The sequence below is a fragment of the Rhodanobacter humi genome, from assembly GCF_041107455.1.
Lineage (GTDB): Bacteria > Pseudomonadota > Gammaproteobacteria > Xanthomonadales > Rhodanobacteraceae > Rhodanobacter_A.
The window spans coordinates 1783782-1802482 of sequence record NZ_JBGBPY010000001.1 but is presented as its reverse complement, the minus strand read 5'-3'; the positions used below and the strand labels follow the sequence as shown (position 1 = coordinate 1802482).

Here is an 18701-nt window from a genome sequence, read left to right as displayed (position 1 = left end):
GGCGTGGGTTCCGGGTTCAGGCGCCTGTGCGCTGCTTGCGGGTGTCGCCGGCGATGCGGATGAAGCGGTCGAGCGCCTGCGAGGTCCGCTTGCGGTCGCCCGTGCTCATCAGTTCGAGGAAGAGGCCGTCGAACACCGCCGCGCACAACGTGGCGAAGGCGGGATCGCGCCGCGGCGCCGGGAGCATCGTGAGGATGAAGTCCGACCAGTTCGAGGCGTTGCGTTGCAGGTACTGCGCGTAAGTGTCCGGGCTCTGGATGGCGAGTATCTGCAGCTCGTAGAGCAGCTTGAGGTAGGGGTAGTTGCGCCTGGCGGTCGCCCATTGCCAGAGCAGCTTGAGCGGCTGCGGCTGCCGTTCCGGCGTGCCTGGCGCAAGCAGTTGCGCGAAGGACTGGCGCAGCCGCGTCTGCATGGTTTCGAGGACCTCGGCGAGCAGGCCTTCCTTCGTCTCGAAGTGGTAGATGAGCAAGCGGGCACTGGTGCCGGTGGCCGCGGCGAGCGGGCGCAGCGACAGGTCGGCCAGCCCGCGTTCGAGCAAGTGGGCGATGAGGGCGTCGATCAGTGCATCTTTGCGCGTCTGCATGTAACGAACGTTACGTGTAACGATCGTTACATGTCAAGCGGCACGGGTCGCCGCGATGCCGGAAACGACACGGGCGCCCGCAGGCGCCCGTGCTCGGTTGCGGCCGGAACGACCGGTCAGAAGTTGTAGCGCAGGGTGAGCATGGCCGACCAGCGCGAGACCACGCGGCTGGGGTCGTAGAAGCCGCCGTCGTAGGTCTGCAGCGGCTGCGGCTGGTAGTTGCCGTTCTTGTCGGTGGGCAGCGAATACAGGTACTGCCCCTGTGCGTTCACGCCGGCGTAGTTGGCGAGGATGCGGGTGGGGTAGATGCCGGTGTTGCGCTGCTGGCCCCAGTCGCTGTTGACCAGGTTGAGCACGTTGTAGATGTCCAGCCGCAGCACGCCCTTGTTGCCCTGGAAGATGCCGGGTACTTCCTGCGAGAAGCTCATGTCCAGCTCGTTGACCCAGGCGGTGCGGTCGCCGTTGCGGTTGGCGATCTGGCCGCGGTGGTCGCGCAGGTAGTCGTCGCCGGCGAGGAAGGCCTGGAACTGCTGGATCACCTGCGCGCTGGTGCCGGCAGCGTAGGCCACCTTCGGGTCGTTCGCCGACGGGATGTAGACCGGATCCCAGCCGCCGATGCTGTCGCCGTTGGCGTCGTTGCCGAACACCCAGGTATAGGGCAGGCCGGTGTGGCCGCTGTAGAACAGCGAGACCTGGGTGTTGTAGTCGCCGAAGAATGCGTGCTGCCAGGTCAGCGAGGCCTTCAGCGTCTTGGCCACGTTGTAGTTGGAGGTGGCCAGCACGTCGCTGTTCGGGTTCAGCCGCGCCACGCGCTGGTAGCCGTTGTAGGCGATGGTGTCGGTGCCGGGGTCGACGTCGCTGGCGTGGTTGAAGGTGAGGCTGACGTTGCCGAACCAGCTGTCCGAGAACGGCTTGTTCAACGCCAGCGTGAAGCTGTCCGACTTGCCCTTGTGGGTGTTGGTGAGCAACGTGGAGGCGGTGCTGAAGGCGTGGTTCTGGTTGGCCAGGGTGTCGGCCGTCTTCGGCGCCTCGCCCGGAACCTTCCAGAACTGCTCGCGGCCGTCCGGCAGCGTGCCGGTGGGCGCGCCGAAGTTCACTGCCTCGTACAGGATGCCGTCGCGCACCTGGATGTGCTGGTACTCGGCAGAGGCCACCAGGCCCCACCACGGCAGCTCGCGGTCCAGCGCCAGGCTCATCTTCCACACGCTGGGCAGGCGGAAGTTGCGGGCTATGGTGTCGATCGAGCCGGCGCCGCCGCCGGCCGGGATGTTCTGGTGGAACGGGTCGGGGCTGAATGGCGCGTTGGCCGGGTTGAACGAGGTGTAGTTGAGCAGGGTGACGCCGTTGTTCTGGAACGGGTTGGTCATCCACACCGTGGGCGGGTTGGTCTGGAACAGGCCCGCGCCGCCGCGCAGCTGGGTCTTGTACGCGGTGTCGAAGTTGTAGTTGAACGACAGTCGCGGCTCGACGATGCGGTTGGAAGAGCCGACGGTGTAGTTGTTCGCGTAGCCGAAGGTCTGCGCGAAGGCTGCGTTGTACACCGGCTGCTTGTTGGAGTGCGGGATGTCCATGCGCACGCCGTACTGCACCGACAGCGCATCGTTGACCTGCCAGGTGTCCTGCAGGAACGGGCTGAACTGGCTGTAGGTCCACTTGGCGGCGATGTCGGCCAGTGCGTAGCCGGGCGCCGGGTGGTACAGCGAATACTTGTTGTAGTTGCCGGCGGCGAAGTTGGCCAGGCCCCAGAACGTGTAGACGCCGAACTCGGACTGGCCGAACAGGTTGTAGATCTGGTTGCGCTGGAAATCGACGCCGCCCTTGATCGAGTGGTCGCCCAGGTACCAGGTGGCGGCGAGGAAGACGCTGGCCTTCTTGGTGTCGATGTGGTTGTAATGGCGGAACTGTTCCTCGCCCAGGTTCACCGACGGCCCCTTGCCGGTGGGCGAGAGGTTCACGTTCACCGAAGGCTGCTGGAACGGCGCGGTGGTGTCCTGCACGTACTTCTGGTAACCGACCTTGGCCTCGGTGGAGAAGCTGTCGCTCCAGTCGTCGTACAGGTGCAGCACGTAGTTGTTGGTGGTGATGGCCTTGGTGTAGGTGTAGCTGGTCAGGCCCACGCTGTTCGGGCTGTTGCCGCCCACCGCCGGCAGCAGCTCCTTGGTGTGCTGGTAGGTGAAGCTGGCGCGGTGGTTGTTGGTGATGTTCCAGTCGATCTTGCCGAGGTAACGCTTGTCGTCGTAGGTCAGGCCGGTGGGGCCGCCGAAGTTGCCGGGGGTGAGGCCGAGCTTGCTGGCGGTGGCGATGACCTGCTGCAGGTCGCCCGGCGAGACCTTGTTGCTGGTGGACGGGCCGTTGCCCAGCGTGTTGTCCAGGCCGTTGGCCGAATCGGCGCCGATGCCGGTGGTCTTCTCGTGCTCCGCGGAGACGAAGAAGAACAGCTTGTCCTTGAGGATCGGGCCGCCGACGTTGAAGCCGTAGGTGGCGTCCTTCTGGTAGCCCTTGTAGTGGTAGCCGGGATCGCTGCTGGGCAGCCAGCCGGCGTCGCCCACCAGGTGGTTCGCGTTGCGGTAGCTGTAGTAGACCGAGCCGTGGAACTGGTTGGTGCCGGACTTTGTCACCGCGTTGACGTCGGCGCCGACCACGTCGGAGGAGACGTCGTAGTTCGCGGTGGAGATGTTGTATTCGGCGATCGTCTCGGGCGAGATCGGCGACTTCTGGTAGGGCAGGCCGTTCGCGTTGAGGCCGAACGGATCGCCCTGGGTCACGCCGTCCACCGCGATGTTGTTGTAGCGGTTGTTCATGCCCGCGGCGGAGATCGCGCCGGTGCCCTGGTCGGTCACGGTGATGCGCGGGTCCAGCCGCACCACGTCGTCGATCGAGCGGTTGCCCTGCGGCGTGGCCTGCAGTTCGCGCTGCGAGATGGTGGTGGACAGGCCCTTGTTCTCGGAGGTGAAGGTCTGCGCCAGCGACGAGGCGCTCACCGTCACCGCGCCTAGCGTGCGCGCCGATTCGGCGCCCGCGCCCAGGCTGAGGTTGATCGAGGAAGGCTGGCCCAGCTGCAGGTAGACGTTGTCCTGTTCGGTGCCGGCGAATCCGGTCTTCGCCGCTGTGATCGTGAACGGGCCGCCCGTGCGCAGGCCTTGCGCGGCGTAACGGCCGTCGGCATCCGTGGTCACCGTCTTGGTGGTGCCGGAGGGCACGTGCAGGATGGTCACGGTGGCATCGGCCACGGGCTTGCCCTGCGCGTCCAGCACGCGACCGATGGCGCCGGAGGTGGTGATGTTCTGGGCGAAGACGGAACTGGTCGCCAGCAGCGTGGCGATGGCGAACGGAAGCGAGCGGGCACGCATCGTGATGGCCATGGGTTTCCTCGTGTGGTTTTTATAAGTGTCCCCGGAACGACGACGCCTCCCCGGTGGGGAGGCGGTCGGCAACGGCGCGCTGGTTGCCGCCAGCGGCAGGGGGCATCTTAGGGCGGAAATTGTGACAAGTGCGTGTGAAGGAAGTCCGCCCGCGGCGCGTGTCCGCGGACGTCAAAACGCCATGTCGAACGCCACCTCGCCTTCCACGCCCACCTGGTAGGCCGAGACGCGGCGCTCGAAGAAGTTCGTAACTTCCTGCACATCCTGCAGGTCCATGAAGTCGAACGGGTTCTTCGCGCCGTACTTCTTCGGGAGATCCAGCTGGGCCAGGCGCTGGTCGGCGCAGTATTCCAGGTACTGGCGCATCTCCTTCGCCGACAGGCCCACCACGCCGCCGGAGAGCACGTCCTCGGCGAACTGCGTCTCGCAGGCGATCGCGTCCTCCAGCATTTCCTCCACCTGCGTGCGCATCTCATCGTCGAACAGCTCGGGTTCTTCCGCACGCACGGTGCGCACCACCTCGAACGCGAACGCCATGTGGCAGCTCTCGTCGCGGAACACCCAGTTGGTGCCTGAGGCCAGGCCGTGCAGCAGGCCGCGCGAGCGGAAGTAGTACACGTAGGCGAACGCGGCGAAGAAGAACAGGCCCTCGATGCAGGCGGCGAAGCAGATCAGGTTGAGCAGGAACTGCCGGCGTTGCTCGCGCGTCTGCAGCTTCTGCAGGCCCTGGATGGAATCGATCCACTTGAAGCAGAACTCGCCCTTGGCACGGATCGAGGGGATGTTCTCGATCGCCGCGAACGCCTTCGCACGCTCGCCCGGATCGGGGATGTAGGTGTCCAGCAGGGTCAGGTAGAACTGCACGTGCAGCGCCTCCTCGTACAGCTGGCGCGACAGGTACATGCGCGCCTCCGGCGCGTTCACGTGCTGGTACAGGTTCAGCACCAGGTTGTTCGACACGATGGTGTCGCCGGTGGCGAAAAACGCGATCAGCCGCTGGATCAGGTGGCGGTCGGCCGCCGACATCTTCGCGTTGAGGTCGGTGGTGTCCAGCGAGAAATCCACTTCGTCCACCGTCCAGGTGTTCTTGATGGCATTGCGGTACATCTCGTAGAAGCCCGGGTAGCGCATCGGGCGCAGAGTCAGCTCGAAGCCGGGGTCGAGGAGCATGGAAGTGAGTGAAGAGGAGTGAGAAGTGAGAGATGATGTTCCGGACATGGAGGTATTCCTATGCACTATCGAGAGGCGGTGGTCTGGACAAGAGCCATGCAGGTCGCACGGGAGGTTTATGGGTTGGTGCGGCTTCTTCCACGCGAAGAGACATATGGCATGCGGGCGCAAATGACGCGGGCTGCGATATCCGTGCCAAGCAACATCGCCGAAGGTTGGACGCGTGAATCGAAGGCAGAGAAGCGCCAGTTCTTCGCTATCGCACAAGGCTCATTGGCGGAACTGGAAACTCAGCTGACCCTGTGCGAAGAGGTCGGATGGTTGCCTCTCGCACAAACGAGACTCCTCAGGGAAGGCATTGACGAAACTAGTCGCATCTTGACGACATTCCGCCAACGCCTGCGGCCCAAACCGCGTGTAGAAGAGTGAGGGTATCGGCTTTTGCCTTCTCTCACTTCTCACTCCTCTCCACTCACTTCTGCTTACTGGCAGGCTTCGCAGTACTCGGGGTTTTCCAGCGAGCAGAACACGGCGGCGGTGGCTACTTGTTGTGCATCGACAGGTGCTGCCACAACGCTGGCCGGCGCCGACACCGTGGTCTTGGCGATCTTCGTCGCCGGGCGCGAGCGCAGGTAGTAGGTGGTCTTGATGCCGGCCTTCCACGCGTACATGTACATGGAGCTGAGCTGGCCGATGTTCGGGTTTTCCATGAACAGGTTCAGCGACTGGCTCTGGTCGATATAAGCTCCACGAGAAGCCGCGAGGTCGATCAGCGCCTTCTGCGGCAGCTCCCACACGGTGCGGTAGATCGCGCGCAGGCGCTCGGGGATCGCGGCGATGCCCTGGATCGAACCTTCGGCCAGCTTGATCTGGTCGCGCACTTCGGGTGTCCACAGGCCCAACGACTTCAGCTCGTCGGCGAGGTAGCGGTTCACCACGAGGAAGTCGCCGGACAGCGTCTCGCGCTTGAACAGGTTCGACACCTGCGGCTCGATGCATTCGTAGCAACCGGCGATCGAGGCGATGGTGGCGGTAGGGGCGATCGCGATCAGCAGCGAGTTGCGCAGGCCGTTCGTCTTGATAGCCTCGCGCAGCACATCCCAGCGGGCGACGTCGTTGGGCGTTGCGTTCGGCCAGTAGTCGAACTGCAGCTCGCCGTTCGCGGCGCGGCTTTCGGCGAAGCCCGGATGCGCACCGGCCTGTGCGGCCAGTTCGTTCGATTGCGACAACGCGTGGAAGTAGATCTTCTCGGCGATGCGGGTGGACAGCGCCAGCGCCTCGGCCGAGTCGAACGGCAGGCGCAGTTTGAAGAACACGTCCTGCAGGCCCATCACGCCCAGGCCCACCGGGCGCCACTTGCGGTTGGCGGTGGCGGCGGTATCGATGGGATAGAAGTTGAGGTCGATCACGCGGTCCAGCTGGCGCACCGCGGTGCGCACGGTAGCGGCGAGCTTGTCGAAGTCGAACGCGCCGTCCACCACGTGGCGCGACAGGTTGATCGAACCCAGGTTGCACACCGCCGTCTCGCCGGCATTGGTGACTTCCAGGATCTCGGTGCAGAGATTGGAAAGATGGATCACGTTCGCCGGCAACGCCGTCTGGTTGCTGGTGGCGTTGCTGCGGTCCTTGAAGGTCACCCAGCCGTTGCCGGTCTGCGCCAGCGTGCGCAGCATGCGCGCGTACAGCTCGCGCGCCTTCACCGTCTTCGTCGCGAGGCCGTCGGCTTCGGCCTTGCGGTACGCGGCCTCGAACGTCGCGCCCCAGCTGTCCACGAAGTGCGGCACCACCTTGGGATCGAACAGCGACCAGTCGCCGTCGCTCTCCACGCGGCGCATGAATTCGTCCGGGATCCAGTTCGCGAGGTTGAGGTTGTGCGTGCGGCGCGCCTCGTCGCCGGTGTTGTCGCGCAGTTCGAGGAATTCCTCGATGTCGGCGTGCCACGGCTCCAGGTACACGCAGGCGGCGCCCTTGCGCTTGCCGCCCTGGTTCACCGCGGCCACCGAGGCGTCCAGCGTCTTCAGCCACGGCACCAGGCCGTTGGAGTGGCCGTTGGTGCCGCGGATCAGCGAGCCGCGTGAGCGCACGCGTGAATACGCCAGGCCGATGCCGCCGGCGAACTTCGACAACTTCGCCACGTCCGCGTACTTGTCGTAGATCGATTCCAGCGAGTCGGTGGGCGAGTCGAGAAGGAAACACGACGACAGCTGCTCATGTGCGGTGCCGGCGTTGAACAGCGTCGGCGAGCTGGCGATGTATTCCAGCGACGACAGCAGGCGATACAGCTCCAGCGTCTCGCCGATCTCGCCGCCGCCCAGCGCGCAGGCGATGCGCATGAAGAAATGCTGCGGCGTTTCGATCACCTTGCGCTGCTGCGGGTGGCGCAAGAGATACCGGTCGTAGACCGTGCGCAGGCCGAAGTATTCGAAGCGGCGGGTGGCGAGCGGATCGATCGCGTCGTTGAGCTTGCGCGCGTTGACAGCCACGAAGTCGCGCAGTCGCGCGTTCAAGATGCCCAGCTCGGCGCCGCGCGCGATCGACTGCGAGAAGCTCTGGATCTCCTGCCCGCTCACTTCCTTGTCGATGTAGGCGCCGAGCAGGCGCGCGGCGAGCTGGCCGTATTCCGGTTCCTCTGCGGTGAGCGCAGCGGCGGTGCGGATGGAGAGCTGGTCCAGTTCCTGCGTGGTGGCGCCGTCGTACAGGCCGCCTATGGTCTTCAGCGCCACGCGCAGTGGGTCCACCGCGTGCAGGCCGTCGGCGCTGCGGGTCACCGCGCGCACGATCTTGTTGACGTCCACCGTCTCCTGGCCGCCGTTGCGCTTGGTCACGCGCATCTGGCCGGGGTTGTGCGGCGGGGTGAGGGCGAAGGGCTGTTCTTGTGTCGCAACGGGCATCGGGGTTTCGCTGGTGGGTGCCGGGACTTCGGCGGAAAACGCGGACGGCTCCACGCGGGCGCCGGAACGCTCGCGGGTGGCGGTATCGAGAGGCTGCATGTCGGTGACTCCAGACCGAGGTGATCAACCGCCTGCTCCCGCGCGCAGGGCTGAAGTGGCGGTTGCTCGCGGACGGCCGCGCGATCGGGCGGCTGGGCCCGATGCGTCGACGCGCCTCCCCGCGGAAGCCGTCACCACTCGGCACGACGCTCCGGTCGTGCCGTGTCGGCAGGTCTTCGGACTCGCGGACCCGGGTCTGGCGACCCGCCTACTTGCCTTCGCTTCCCGGCCGCTGCGAGCCAGTGCGATTTCAAGGCGTTCGTTTCCGCTTACCGCTGCGGGGCAGTTCCGGATTCGCACCGGATTCCCTTTTGAGCTCGACCGACGATCGCGTCTGGCCGGGCACCGACAGACACAACATATCGGGCTGGATCGGGTCGGTCAACCCAACAACTTGTGCACAAGCCGTGGATAAGTGAGCCCAGCCCGCGCCGGAGCTGGCTTGCGCCCGGGCCAGGATGGAACGGGGAGTGGGGAGCCCATGATCGGGCGATGACGCCGGGATGCCGGCAGCCCGCCCTGATCGTGTGGGCCATGTGAATCGGCAGGAGCCTTGAGACAGGCTTTTACAGTGCGTCCTGGTCCAGTTCGCCGGTGCGGATGCGGATCACCTGCTCCAGCGGACTGACGAAGATCTTGCCGTCGCCGATCTTGCCGGTGCGGGCGGAGTTCTGGATCGCTTCCAGCACGCGGTCGAGCTGCTCGTCGGCCACCGCCGCTTCCAGCTTGATCTTGGGCAGGAAGTCGACCACGTACTCGGCGCCGCGGTACAGCTCGGTGTGGCCCTTCTGGCGGCCGAAACCCTTCACCTCGGTCACGGTGATGCCCTGCACGCCGACCTCGGCCAGCGCCTCGCGCACGTCGTCGAGCTTGAACGGCTTGATGATCGCCACGACCAGCTTCATGGAATGTCCTCGGCAGGGGGCGTCGAAGGCGACGCGGACGACCATTTTGCCTTCACGGCTGCGCGCTGTCGCGTGGCGGCTACCATGTAGGAAAATTCCTACACCAAATCACGGAGTCCGCCGATGGCGCGTCCACCTTGTGTTCACGGATACTTTTCCCCGACAAGTTCGAGGCGTCGTCCATGATGGACCGACTTGATATCGACCAGCTGGCACGACGCCTGGCATCGTTGGTTCCGCCCGGAGTGGCACAGGCGCAGCAGGATCTGCGAACCAATTTCCACGATGTCCTGGCGCAGGGACTGCGCCGCCTCGATCTGGTCACCCGCGAAGAATTCGACGTCCAGAGCCAGGTGCTTGCGCGCACCCGCGCCAAGGTCGAGGAATTGGAGCGGCGCGTGGCCGAACTCGAAGCCGCCGCCGCCGCCCGCGGGGACTAGCAGCACCAAGCCTCCCGGGAGCCGCCCCCGATCCGTCACCCTCACCCCGAGCTAACGATCGGGGGCGGTTATTTACGACCTGAAGCCTACGACGGAGTCGCTCGATGCGGTTGTGTGACAGCGGCTTCCGGGCGAGCCGGCGGCAGGCGGCCGCATGAGTCTTGCCGTCACCCTCAGCCGTGCCCAGGAAGGCATCGCCGCGCCGCAGGTGATGGTCGAGGTGCATCTTTCCGGCGGACTGCCGGCCACCAATATCGTCGGTCTGCCCGAGGCCGCCGTGCGCGAGGCGCGCGACCGCGTGCGGGTGGCGATCCAGAACACCGCCTTCGAATACCCCGGCCGCAAGGTCACCGTGAACCTGGCACCCGCCGAGCTGCCCAAGGACGGTGGCCGCTTCGATTTGCCGATTGCGCTGGGCATCCTCGCCGCCAGCGGCCAGGTGCCGCGCGAGAAACTGGACGATTGCGAATTCCTCGGCGAGCTGGCGCTGTCCGGCTCGCTGCGCAGCGTGTCCGGGGTGTTGCCGGCGCTGCTGCGCGCGCGGGCGCGCGGACGCAAGGTGGTGGTGCCGCGCGCGAACGCGGCGGAAGCCGCGCTGGTTTCGGAAGTGGACGTGCGCGTGGCCGATACCCTGGCCGAGGTCTGCGGCTGGTTGCGTGGCGCGCAGGAACTGGCGACGCCGATTGGCATCGACGCCGACGGTGGCATCCACGACGGCCCGGACCTGCGCGACGTGCGCGGCCAGCTGCAGGCGCGGCGCGCGCTGGAGATCGCCGCCGTGGGCGGCCATCACCTGCTGCTGGTGGGGCCGCCGGGCACCGGCAAGACCATGCTGGCCGAGCGCCTGCCCGGCATCCTGCCGCCGCTCTCGGAATCCGAGGCGCTGGAAACCTGCGCGGTGCTGTCGGTGGCCGGCCAGCCCACCGATCCCGCGCGCTGGCGCCGCCGACCGTTTCGCGCACCGCACCACACCGCCTCGGCGGTGGCGCTGGTGGGCGGCGGTTCGCTGCCGCGGCCGGGCGAGATCTCGCTGGCGCACAACGGCGTACTGTTCCTCGACGAGCTGCCGGAATTCAGCCGGCACGTGCTGGAGGTGCTGCGCGAACCGCTGGAGTCGGGCCACATCGTGGTCTCGCGCGCGGCACGGCAATCCACCTTTCCCGCCCAGTTCCAGCTGGTGGCGGCGATGAACCCCTGCCCCTGCGGCTACGCGGGCGATCCGCGTCGGCAGTGCCGCTGCACGCCGGAGCAGGTCCAGCGTTATCGCGCGCGGATCTCCGGGCCACTGCTGGACCGCATCGACCTCGCGGTCGAGGTGCCGCCGCTGCCGCTGCGCGAGATGGATGCGGCGCGCGGCCCGCACGACGAGGATTCCGCCACCGTGCGCGCCCGCGTGCTGCAGGCGCGCCGGCACGCGCTGATGCGCGCGGGCCGACCGAACGCGGAGATCAACCACCGCGAGCTGGAACGCGACTGCGCGCTGGGTCCGGCCGAGCGGCGCTGGTACGAGCAGGCGCTGGAGCGGCTGGGCCTGTCCGCGCGCGCCTATCACCGCGTGTTGCGGGTGGCGCGCACGATCGCCGACCTCGACGGCGGAGCCGGGTTGCTCGAACGCGAACATCTGGCCGAGGCGCTGCAATACCGCCGGCTGTGAAGCAGGAGTGGGGGAAGGGCAGGGCGCGCCGCGAGGCGCTTTCTCGCACTCCTCACTCCTTAGGCTCTTACGCCGCGGCGATGCGCTGGAACTGGGCCTCCTCGGTCGAGCCCTTCAGCGCCGTGGTCGACGACTGGCCTTGCTGGATCGCCTGGGTCACCGCGTCGAAATAGCCGGTGCCCACCTCGCGCTGATGCTTCACCGCGGTGAAGCCGCGCTCCGCGGCGGCGAATTCCTTTTCCTGCAATTCCACGAAGGCGCTCATCTGGCGCCGCGCATAGCCGTGGGCGAGGTCGAACATGCCGTAGTTGAGGCTGTGGAAACCGGCCAGGGTGATGAACTGGAACTTGTAGCCCATCGCGCCCAATTCCTTCTGGAACTTCGCGATGGTGGCGTCGTCGAGGTTCTGCCGCCAGTTGAAGCTGGGTGAGCAGTTGTAGGCGAGCAGCTTGCCGGGGAACCTCGCGTGGATCGCCTCGGCGAAGCGACGCGCATCGACCAGGTTCGGCTTGCTGGTCTCGCACCACACCAGGTCGGCGTAGGGTGCGTAGGCGAGGCCGCGGCTGATCGCCTGGTCGAGACCGGGCTTGACGCGGAAGAAGCCTTCCACGGTGCGCTCACCGGTGACGAAGGGCTGGTCGTTGGGGTCGATGTCGGAGGTGAGCAGGTCGGCCGCGTCGGCGTCGGTGCGCGCCACGATCAGGGTAGGCACGCCCAGCACGTCGGCGGCGAGGCGCGCGGCGTTCAACTTGTCCACCGCCTCGCGGGTGGGCACCAGCACCTTGCCGCCCATGTGGCCGCACTTCTTCACGCTGGCGAGCTGGTCCTCGAAGTGCACGCCGGCGGCGCCGGCCTCGATCATCGCCTTCATCAGCTCGAACGCGTTCAGCACGCCGCCGAAGCCGGCCTCGGCATCGGCCACGATGGGTGCGAGCCAGTCGATGCCGTCCTTGCCTTCGGCATGGTGCAGCTGGTCGGCGCGCAGCAAGGTGTTGTTGATGCGCTTGACCACCTGCGGCACGGAGTTCGCGGGGTACAGCGACTGGTCGGGGTACATCTCGCCGGCGTTGTTGGCGTCGGCGGCGACCTGCCAGCCGCTGAGGTAGATGGCCTTCAGGCCCGCCTTCACCTGCTGCATCGCCTGATTGCCGGTGAGCGCACCCAGCGCGTTGACGAAGTCCTCCTCGTGCAGCGATTTCCACAGGCGCTCGGCGCCGTGGCGCGCCAGCGAGTGCTCGATGGCCACGGTGCCGCGCAGGCGCACCACGTCCTCGGCGCTGTAGTGGCGGCGGATGCCAGCCCAGCGTGGGTTGTTGTTCCAGTCGAGGGTGAGTTGCTCGGCGGTGGGCAGATGCGTCTTCATGGCGTGGCTCCGATGATGATGTGATCGTGTAGGAGCGGCTTCAGCCGCGATTCGACCTGCCGGTCGCGGCTGAAGCCGCTCCTGCAGAGGCGGAATCAGGCGAGCAGGTCGTAGGCCGGCAGGGTGAGGAAATCGGCCGGCGTGTCGGCGTGGATCAGCGCGGAGATCAGCTTGGCTGCTTCGTCCATGCGTGCCGCGCCGGGCATGTCGCTGCCGCGCAAGCGATGGGTGTGCGCGGCCAACGCGTGGTCGAACAGCGCGAAGTCGATCGGTGCGTGGTCGGGAAATTCCAGATTCCCGTGATGGAGCCACTGCCACAGCTGCGCGCGCGCGATCTCGGCGGTGGCGGCGTCTTCCATCAGGTGATGGATCGGCACGCAACCCAGGCCGTCCAGCCAGGCTGCGGTGTAGCGCAGGCACACCTCGACGTTGTTGTCGAAGCCGGCGCGGGTGATCGTGCCGCGACAGGGTTCCAGCAACTGTTCGCGCGTCACCCGCACGTCGGCGCGCTCCACGTCGCGCTGGTTCGGCTCGGGCATGTACTCGTCGAAGATCGCCTGCGCCACCGGCACCAGCGCGGGATGCGCCACCCAGGTGCCGTCGTGGCCGGCCTTGACCTCGCGCAGCTTGTCGGCGCGCACCTTGGCCAGCGCGGCCTCGTTCGCGGCCACGTCGCCCTTGATCGGGATCTGCGCCGCCATGCCGCCCATTGCGAACGCGCCGCGCCGGTGGCAGGTCTGGATCAACAGTTCCGAATAGTTCTTCAGGAACGGCACCGTCATCTGCACCTGGCCGCGCTCGGGCAGCAGGCGGTCGGCGTGGCTGCGCAGGGTCTTGAGGTAGGAGAAGATGTAGTCCCAGCGGCCGCAGTTGAGGCCTACGCAGCGCGACTGCAGCGCGTGCAGGATCTCGTGCATCTGGAACGCTGCGGGCAGGGTCTCGATCAGCACGGTGACCTTCATGCTGCCGGGCGGGAGATCCAGCTCGGTTTCCGCGTGCGCCATCACGTCGTCCCACAGCGCCGCCTCTTCCATGCATTCGAGCTTGGGCAGGTAGAAGTACGGGCCGCGGTCGCGGCGGTGCAGGGCGCGTGCGTTGTGGAAGGCGTACAGGCCGAAGTCGACCAGCGCGCCGGCCATGGGTTCGCCGTCCACCGTGATGTGGCGTTCCGGCAGGTGCCAGCCGCGCGGGCGCACCACCAGCACCGCGGGGTTCGCGTTCACGCGGTAGTGCCTGCCTTCGGGCGAGGTGTAGTCGAGTCGGCCGGCCACCGCGTCGCGCAGGTTGATCTGGCCGTCCATTTGATTGTCGAAGCTGGGCGCCGAGGAATCCTCGAAGTCCGCCATGAACACCTTCGCGCTGGAGTTCAGCGCGTTGATGATCATCTTGCGTTCTACCGGACCGGTGATCTCCACGCGGCGGTCACGCAGTGCGGGCGGGATCGGTCCCACCGTCCAGTCCGACTCGCGGATCGCGGCGGTGTCGGCGCGGAAATCCGGCAGCTCGCCGGCGTCCCAGCGTGCCTGGCGCGCCCGGCGGGCGGCCAGCAGTGCGCGGCGGCGGGCGTCGAAGCGGCGGTGCAGGTCGGCGAGGAAGGCCAGCGCGCCCGGGCCGAGGATCGCCTGCTGGGCTGGGCTGGGTTGGACGTGCAACTGCACAGTGGCGCTGTCGAGGCGTTCCCGGGGCAAGGCCATGGTGGGCTCCGTAGTCGTGGACGGCTCGAAGCTAGGCCATCGAATTATAGTTTGACAAAGCAAATGTTTCAATTTTTGCTATTGTAGAAATCAATATGACTTTCAAGTCACTGATATGACAGAGCGAAAGCCGAAATCTCGTGGGGCGGGGTTGCCGAAAAAACCGCGCCGCGGTGCAGCAAAAAAACGTACGTCGGCGCACGGCGGGGAGGCGGAGGCCACCCGCTACTACTACAAGGGCAACCGCCACAAGCAGTTGCGTGCCTTCGTGGCCACGGTGAAGTTGGGCACGCTGAGTCGCGCCGCCGAGGCGCTGTACCTCTCGCAACCCTCGGTGAGCCTGCAGTTGCAGGCGCTGGAACGCGAGCTGGGCACGATCCTGCTGGAACGCCGCCGCCGCCGCATCAACCTCACCGATGCGGGCGAGGCGCTGTACGAGCTGGCGCGCCCGCTGGTGGAAGGCTGGGAAAACCTCGACCGCGACTTCCAGGCCAAGGTGCAGGGCCTGCAGGCCGGCAAGCTCGTGATCGCCGCCGGCACTTCCACCATCCAGTACCTGCTGCCCGAACTGGTGCGCCGCTACCGCGAGCGCCATCCCGCGGTGCAGTTGCAGCTGGCCAACGTCACCGGCAAGGACGGCCTCGCCATGCTGCGCGAGGACAAGGCCGACTTCGCCGTCGGCTCGATGCTGGACGTGCCGCACGACATCGCCTGGGAGCCGGTGCGCCATTACGACCCCATGTTGATCCTGCCGCCCGATCACCCGTTGGCGGCGAAGGAGCCGCTGGAGCTGCAGGACCTCTCGCCTTGGGGCCTGATCCTGCCGCCGCAGCGGCTGTCCACCTATCGCCTGGTGGACCTGGTGTTCCAGCAGAACCAGGTGCCGTACAAGGTGGCTATCGAGGTGGGTGGCTGGGACGTCATCAAGGAATACGTGGCGATGGGGCTCGGCATCTCCATCGTCACCGGCATCTGCATCACCGACGCCGATCGCGAACGCCTCGCCGTGCGCAACATGTCGCGCTGGTTTCCCCAGCGGAGTTACGGCGTGGTGATGCGCAAGGGCAAGTTTCTCAGTGCCGAGGCGCGCGCTTTCATCGACCTGATTCGGCCGGGGCTGCTCACATATCGCGACTACGACGAGCCGGGGCATTCGGGGCGGTAGGCGGCTGGAGCCGGACATCGCAATCCGCCGATGGCCATGGCCGTACCAGAAATGCGGCGAGCACCCACATCTTGCCCGGCCGGCATGCGCTATAACGCATCGGCGTATGCCGCCGAGGAAGGAACCCGCCATGCCCGTGTACCGTCGCCGTCGACATCTGTTGCTTACCGTCGCTGCGGGCTTGCTGTTTGCCCAGGTGGCAACAGCATCTGAGCCAAGTAATGCGCCGAACATCACCGAGCCACGCAATGCGGCCGCGGGTTTCGCGATCACTCTGTGGATGGTTAATGTCGATGCATTGGGTGATCACTGTTCCAAGCTGGCCAGTCCAATGAGTGGACAATTCCTGGGCGCGTTGAAGGCATGGCAAGGGCGGAACGCGCCTTATGTGAACGCCGCGCTCGAGTACATGGCGGATATCGAGGATTACATCAAGGCGACGCAAGGCGAAGCTGTGCGAAAGCAGTTTCGAGCCGATCGCAAGGCCGAATTCGTGGCTTCGGCACAAAAGGCCGAGCTGGTCTGGTTTCCGGACAGGAAGCTCAACGAGGTGTCGTGCTTGCGCATGGCCCGTCACGCAGAAGATGGCTCGATGGATCTCGATCAGAATGCCGAGTTCTTTCCGATACTCCAGGCGATGAAGGCCGAGACCGGCCGGAAGGGGGAGCCATGAGACGCCGCTGCGCCATCGTTCGATGCGCCGATGCATACGAATCATTCTGTCGACTCGCACGGCAGAGATCGTGGACGGGGCGTAACCGTGACGCGGCAGGGGTGGCACGATGGAGTGAATCATGATTCGCAGGCTTCAGGCCTCTCGCGCCGCAGCACTTGCCGCGCTGCTTCTTTCGCTGACCACAGGATGCCAACCCGCCATGTCCACCCAACCCGACAAGCCGCAGGGCGAGGCGACGTCGTCCATGTTTCCGCTGAAGTTCTACAAGCACAGCTTTGACGTGTTTTGCTACAACACGCTCCGCTGCCATGTGATCTACGACAACCGTAACCTCACGCCGTACAAGGCCGACGAGCGGCCTTCCGGGCCGCCGCCATCGCCGGATTACAGGGAGCGATGGGGACAAGCTGGATTCGGTGGTTTTCGCAACTTCCCCCCACCCGCCGAGGTGACGTGGACATCGCTGGACGGAACCGAGCATGAGGCCAGGGTGGATATCGGTGCGATCTTCAAGGATCAGCGCGTGTTGTATCGCGCGCCCGATTCGGAAATACCTGACAAGTCGTGGGGTGACGACCCCAGCATCCATCTCGAAATCAACGACCGCACCATCAACGTGTATATGCGCGCGTATATCGTGACAAAGACGGAGCAGATCCCGGGGAATCCGTACAGCCATCATCGAACTGACACGATCTTGGCATGGACCTGCACCTACTAAGCAAGGAGCGCATTCATGAGTCCACACGACAAGATCGATGCAGACGGCGCCCAAAGCGATGGTGTGCCTTACAAGTCCGCCACCGACAAGTTGCCGATCTATGCCGAAGTGCGCCAGCAGTTGGCTTCTTTCCAGGAGCCGGTGCTTCTGCATGCCGATAACCCACACGAGCGGCTGTTCGTGGCGGCAATGGATGGTACTGGCAACGACATGATCCATGACCCGGATCACATCACCAATGTGGGTCTGATCGCTCAACAAGTCCAAGCGTCCAACAACCCGAACATTCGGTTCTGGTACGTTCCAGGTCCTGGTACCCAGCAGCACGCCCCTTTTACGAAAGTGTGGGATGACATCACTGGATACACCGTCGATGAACGCGCCGAAGAGATGTACAAGCAGTTCATCGAGCAGGCAAGCGAGTGGCGACAACAAGACCCGCATGCACAGATTCGTGTCGTCGGTGTCAGCTTCAGTCGAGGCGCCGAAGTGGGAGCGTTGTTTGCGCGACTGGTGGAGGAGCGGGGCATACAGGATCGAGACGGCGCCCACTACACCTACGACTCCCATCACCGGATCACCCACATCGAGTACACCAAACCGGCGCTGGTCGGCGCGCACGAAGTGGCGCAGGCGGTGGCGCTGTTCGATCCCGTGGGCACCGGCCACGCCATGCGCGAGGATCGTCGGTTGCCGCCTTCGGTGATCTCCGGCATCCAGTTCATTGCGCTGGACGAGCATCGCCGCCTGTTCAAGTCCGACCACATCATCGATCCGGGCATCACGCCGGATGGCCGCTTTGCCGGCGTCTACGTGCCGGGGGCACATTCGGACGTGGGCGGCGGTTACCATCGCGATGGGCTGTCGACGCGCACCGGCAACTTCGTCATCGACTACGTGAACGGCTTGAGCGACCGGCCGATAGTCGAAAAAAGCCCCGAGCCGGACGATCCGCGCCTGGATGTGATCCATGATTCGCGCAAGGGCATGTGGCTGTATCGATGGATGCCCGGAGTAGACCGGGTTGCACCGAATGGTTACGTCGAGCTGGAAGTGCCCCGCGGCGAAAAGAACCGGGTGCCCGACCCCTACAACGCCGAGCCGCGCAACGAGGCGTTGAGCCGGCAGTTCGAGCGGCAGCCCATGCCGGACGCGCCAGTACCGGGCGCGTTGGCGCGGCAACCGGATCTGCCGAAAAGCGAGTTCGACCAGTGGCTGGATCACCTCCACGTGGCTGCGCAGAATCCGGACAACGGCGCCTGGGATCGAGTGCAGCACGAGGCGGCGCAAGCCTACATGTGCACGCCGGGCGGACAACTGTTCCAGCAACAGGCCAACGAGCTGAACCACATATGGGATTTGCAGCAAGCCGCGTTGCAGGCGCAACAGCAGGCCCTTCAGCAGCAGGCGCAACAGCCATCCCAGGGTTTCTGCCAGTAATTTCAAGGGAGCACCGAACGCATGGACAGCAGTACGGAAGCGCTGCAACAGTCGTTGGTGAAGCTGCTTGCCGTCGTCGACAGGCTCGATGCCCGCAACCTGCAAACCGTGCAGCGCCTTGAAGCGGCGACGGCCGCCATGGAGCAGGGCGTCGGCCGGCTGGATCGTGGCGGCGAGCAATTTGCGCAGCAGGCTGCGCATGGCGTCCAGTGGGCCGCGCAGGCGATGGACGAGCAACGCAAGAGTTTGGCGGCCGCTCGGCGATCACTGCTCTGGATCGGGGCGATGGCCTTGCTGATCGGTTCGCTGCTGGCTGCAGGTGGCACTGCATGGATTGCGCACCGGAGCATGCAGGAGATCGCGCAAGCCGACTTCGGCAAAGACATTCTGCAAGCCACCCGGGACGGCGCCATCACGCGATGCGGGGACTCGTTGTGCGTGCGGATCGGCAAGAAGCCGCGGCACTACGGCAAGGAAGGCGAGTACGTGTTGTTGCAGGACCCGGTTGTCCGCTGAATTGCGGATCCGTGGTGCCTCG

At 65.7% G+C, this 18701-nt stretch carries 15 protein-coding genes and 1 riboswitch; of the genes, 8 read left to right on the top strand and 7 right to left on the bottom strand.

Annotated features, from left to right (window positions below):
* Nucleotides 1–16: 16 nt before the first annotated feature.
* The 3 genes from AB7878_RS07970 to AB7878_RS07960 all read right to left on the bottom strand — a co-directional run bounded on the left by AB7878_RS07970 (nt 17) and on the right by AB7878_RS07960 (nt 5115).
* Entirely contained in the window at nt 17–583 is a 567-nt protein-coding gene (locus tag AB7878_RS07970; protein WP_369493846.1) for a TetR/AcrR family transcriptional regulator, read from the bottom strand.
* Nucleotides 584–699: 116 nt separating this feature from the next.
* Nucleotides 700–3945, bottom strand: coding sequence for a TonB-dependent receptor (locus AB7878_RS07965; RefSeq protein WP_369493845.1), 3246 nt, complete (start codon nt 3943–3945; stop codon nt 700–702).
* Nucleotides 3946–4116: 171 nt separating this feature from the next.
* A complete protein-coding gene (locus tag AB7878_RS07960) occupies nt 4117–5115 on the bottom strand; it encodes a ribonucleotide-diphosphate reductase subunit beta (RefSeq protein WP_369493844.1) in 999 nt (332 codons plus the stop codon).
* 60 nt (nt 5116–5175) lie between these two features.
* On the opposite strand from AB7878_RS07960, the gene AB7878_RS07955 reads away from it, so the two are divergent.
* A complete protein-coding gene (locus AB7878_RS07955; protein WP_369493843.1) occupies nt 5176–5544 on the top strand; it encodes a four helix bundle protein in 369 nt (122 codons plus the stop codon).
* A gap of 53 nt (nt 5545–5597) precedes the next feature.
* Here AB7878_RS07955 and AB7878_RS07950 read toward each other — a convergent pair whose 3' ends face one another.
* Together AB7878_RS07950 and glnK are read right to left on the bottom strand one after the other, a co-directional pair.
* Complete coding sequence (locus AB7878_RS07950; RefSeq protein ID WP_439653776.1) at nt 5598–8105, bottom strand: ribonucleoside-diphosphate reductase subunit alpha; 2508 nt, start codon at nt 8103–8105, stop codon at nt 5598–5600.
* A gap of 150 nt (nt 8106–8255) precedes the next feature.
* Nucleotides 8256–8469, bottom strand: a riboswitch (cobalamin riboswitch).
* A 202-nt stretch (nt 8470–8671) separates the two neighbouring features.
* The gene (gene glnK / locus AB7878_RS07945; RefSeq protein WP_192163057.1) at nt 8672–9010 is read right to left on the bottom strand and encodes a P-II family nitrogen regulator; all 339 of its coding nucleotides are present in this window, start codon (nt 9008–9010) and stop codon (nt 8672–8674) included.
* Between the two features lie 182 nt (nt 9011–9192).
* On the opposite strand from glnK, the gene ubiK reads away from it, so the two are divergent.
* The gene (gene ubiK / locus AB7878_RS07940) at nt 9193–9450 is read left to right on the top strand and encodes a ubiquinone biosynthesis accessory factor UbiK (RefSeq protein ID WP_077484001.1); all 258 of its coding nucleotides are present in this window, start codon (nt 9193–9195) and stop codon (nt 9448–9450) included.
* Nucleotides 9451–9604: 154 nt separating this feature from the next.
* On the top strand, nt 9605–11104 hold the full coding sequence (locus AB7878_RS07935) for a YifB family Mg chelatase-like AAA ATPase (protein ID WP_369493842.1): 1500 nt from the start codon (nt 9605–9607) through the stop codon (nt 11102–11104).
* A 67-nt stretch (nt 11105–11171) separates the two neighbouring features.
* On the opposite strand, the gene aceA is transcribed toward AB7878_RS07935, so the two are convergent.
* Nucleotides 11172–12467: an isocitrate lyase gene (gene aceA / locus AB7878_RS07930; RefSeq protein ID WP_369493841.1), complete on the bottom strand. Its 1296-nt coding sequence runs from the start codon at nt 12465–12467 to the stop codon at nt 11172–11174.
* 95 nt (nt 12468–12562) lie between these two features.
* The gene (gene aceB, locus AB7878_RS07925; RefSeq protein ID WP_369493840.1) at nt 12563–14161 is read right to left on the bottom strand and encodes a malate synthase A; all 1599 of its coding nucleotides are present in this window, start codon (nt 14159–14161) and stop codon (nt 12563–12565) included.
* Between the two features lie 115 nt (nt 14162–14276).
* Between aceB and AB7878_RS07920 the strand changes: the two genes are divergently transcribed.
* From AB7878_RS07920 to AB7878_RS07900, 5 genes are all read left to right on the top strand, one after another.
* Nucleotides 14277–15326, top strand: a complete 1050-nt coding sequence (locus tag AB7878_RS07920; RefSeq protein ID WP_369493839.1) for a LysR family transcriptional regulator — start codon at nt 14277–14279, stop codon at nt 15324–15326.
* 130 nt (nt 15327–15456) lie between these two features.
* Nucleotides 15457–15999: a hypothetical protein gene (locus AB7878_RS07915; RefSeq protein WP_369493838.1), complete on the top strand. Its 543-nt coding sequence runs from the start codon at nt 15457–15459 to the stop codon at nt 15997–15999.
* A gap of 121 nt (nt 16000–16120) precedes the next feature.
* The gene (locus AB7878_RS07910) at nt 16121–16723 is read left to right on the top strand and encodes a hypothetical protein (RefSeq protein WP_369493837.1); all 603 of its coding nucleotides are present in this window, start codon (nt 16121–16123) and stop codon (nt 16721–16723) included.
* Nucleotides 16724–16738: 15 nt separating this feature from the next.
* Nucleotides 16739–18163: a phospholipase effector Tle1 domain-containing protein gene (locus AB7878_RS07905; protein ID WP_369493836.1), complete on the top strand. Its 1425-nt coding sequence runs from the start codon at nt 16739–16741 to the stop codon at nt 18161–18163.
* Nucleotides 18164–18184: 21 nt separating this feature from the next.
* Nucleotides 18185–18679, top strand: coding sequence for a hypothetical protein (locus AB7878_RS07900; RefSeq protein WP_369493835.1), 495 nt, complete (start codon nt 18185–18187; stop codon nt 18677–18679).
* Nucleotides 18680–18701: the final 22 nt, after the last annotated feature.